Source organism: Nostoc sp. CCY 9925, from assembly GCF_963920935.1.
In the GTDB taxonomy this organism is placed as follows: Bacteria; Cyanobacteriota; Cyanobacteriia; order Cyanobacteriales; family Nostocaceae; genus Nostoc.
This window is the reverse complement of sequence record NZ_CAWUDO010000253.1, coordinates 1-2,164: the sequence shown is the minus strand read 5'-3', so window position 1 is coordinate 2,164 and position 2,164 is coordinate 1. Positions and strand designations below refer to the sequence as shown.

Below are 2,164 nucleotides of genomic sequence, written 5' to 3'. Positions count from 1 at the left end.
TCGGAAGGGTAGAAGTAATAAATTCAAGCTTTGAGTTTGTTTAAGCTAGCAACTAATATACTTTGCATTTCCTCAACCTCATTCAATAGAGGAGTGAAAAGGTTTTTGTCAGCTAACTCTACTTCTCTGGCAATGATTAATTGCGTATCTAGCTCTCTCAAAGAGCCTAAAGCAATATGTAAAAACTGTATGTATTCTGGCTTTGAACGTCTTCCATAGCCTTCTGCTATATTAGATGCTACAGATACAGAAGAACGTCGAATTTGGCTGGTTAAGCCATACAATTCTGATTGAGGAAATAGGCGTGTAAATTTATAGCAATTGATGGCAAGTTGAACTGCTCTTTGCCAAATGAACTGATTTCTATAGCTCATAATTAAGTTTGGAGTTAATAGCAAAAAGTTTAAAGTGTGAAACCTTATCCTTCAGGTAGCCAACAAAAATCGTCGCTCAAGTAGGTCTATCTTGGCGCGACCATACATCTGTCGTTTTAACATTTTCAGTCGATTAATATGCCCTTCAACGGGGCCATTACTAACTGACATAGTTACACCCGCCTTCACCGCGTCGTAGTCTTCACGCAATCGTTTAGCAAAGCGACGAAAAGCAGTCAGATTGCTCATGAGAGCTTGAGTGAGCCAAGGATCAAGTTGTGAATGCTGCCGTTGGCGCACAATGCAGGTAAAGCCTTGCGATAACTGAATAGCTTCAGCTAAATCTGGATGTTGTGCTGTTAGTAGTGCAATCAATTCCTCATCTTCTGGCTGTTGCGACTCCGGTTTCCGCAGCACTAGCCATACAGCACGACGAGGCGTGAGACAAAGTTTTTTGGGTTGAGTGATTTTTGGTAAAGACTTAACCGAATACCGTTTTCTTGGCTTGATTTCTTGGACAGTACGGATACGTCGTGTGTAACGAGCTACAGTATCATAACTTCCTCTGTAACCCTGCTGTTGAATTTCCTTAAACAAAATTAAGCCTTCATGACAACCTTCATTCCAGCGTTTAAGGATATATTCATGGTACGGAACTAAGATACTTCGACCTCGGCTTCTTCGCCGATTTGGTTCTAGAAAGGTGGGAGTACGTAGATAGCGGAATACACTTGTTACACCAATCCCTACTTGACGGGCTATAGCTTTTCCACTCCAACCCTGGTGATGTAAGTCCCAAACTTGCTGATGGATAGCAATTCGTCTGGCACGGCTTTGTTCTGCTAATTGTAGTGCCTGTTGTTCACGGGTTGGTCGTGGTACTCGCACAACTACAGTACCGTCTGTTTGGGTTACTGATGAAAGACTGTATGCTTCATCGACGGTTTTGAGAGCTTGATGATGTGTAGCGAAAACTTCGTTAAGTGTTTCAGCTAAGTTCTGTAATAAGTGAAAACGGTCTGCAACCTGAATGGCTTCTGGCGCTCCTTGGCGAATACCACTTTCATAAGTTTTTGACCGATCTCGTGAGACGATTTTGATACCAGGGTGAGCTTTTAACCATTCTGCTAAGGTTTCAGCTTTTGCGTCTTTGAGTAGAGCGATTGGTCGGCTATGTTCCAGGTCAATCAATGCTGTGCCGTAAGTTTTGCATTTGCGAAAACAAAAGTCATCTACCCCAAGAGTATGTGGCGTTACGATTGGTGGTAGTGGGATTGAGCGGACTAAATTTAATAGTGTATTGCGAGAAGTTGTTACCCCCAATTGCTCTGAGAGTCTTACCCCCGCTGCACCACCCAGAGATAAACCAATTGCGCTCAGTCGTTGCGCTAAACGCAGAGTCCTTCGCGCCCAAGGTGCGGTCACACTGTTGAGCCTTTCTGTAAAAATGCGACGTTTACAATTAGCGTTGATGCAAAAAAACTTTCGCACTCGCAACTGTAGGGTAATGCTGTAATCAGCCCAAGGCAAGTCTGCTAAGAAGCGCTCGTAGCGACTATGAATTCTGTGAGTTGCTTGGTTACAAACTGGACAATTAACTACTGTTCTGATTGCGGAAACAATCAACCAAATCTTTGTTTTTATTTTATCAACAAGCCAACTCTCAAGTTTCAGGTTTTTTGAATCCGGTAAGAGGTGAGTTAGCACCGACATAATCAAGCTTGAGGCTTATCCCTCGGATGTTTGATGGAGTGAAGTTTGAAGTATCTTAATTTATTATATCTTTCTTC

Annotated in this window: 2 protein-coding genes; both read right to left on the bottom strand. The window is 42.7% G+C overall.

Features of this window, described 5'->3' with window-relative positions:
* Positions 1–23 precede the first annotated feature (23 nt).
* Positions 24–374 (bottom strand): four helix bundle protein, encoded by a 351-nt coding sequence (locus ACM0OY_RS40165; RefSeq protein ID WP_340096952.1) that lies wholly within the window; start codon positions 372–374, stop codon positions 24–26.
* A gap of 51 nt (positions 375–425) precedes the next feature.
* Positions 426–2,087 (bottom strand): ISL3 family transposase, encoded by a 1,662-nt coding sequence (locus tag ACM0OY_RS40160; protein ID WP_414574264.1) that lies wholly within the window; start codon positions 2,085–2,087, stop codon positions 426–428.
* Between the last annotated feature and the right edge of the window lie 77 nt (positions 2,088–2,164).

Bases quoted from the DNA above. Each gene is read 5' to 3' on its own strand.
- ACM0OY_RS40165 (WP_340096952.1), bottom strand. From the start codon at position 374: ATGAGCTATAGAAATCAGTTCATTTGGCAAAGAGCAGTTCAACTTGCC.
- ACM0OY_RS40160 (WP_414574264.1), bottom strand. From the start codon at position 2,087: ATGTCGGTGCTAACTCACCTCTTACCGGATTCAAAAAACCTGAAACTT.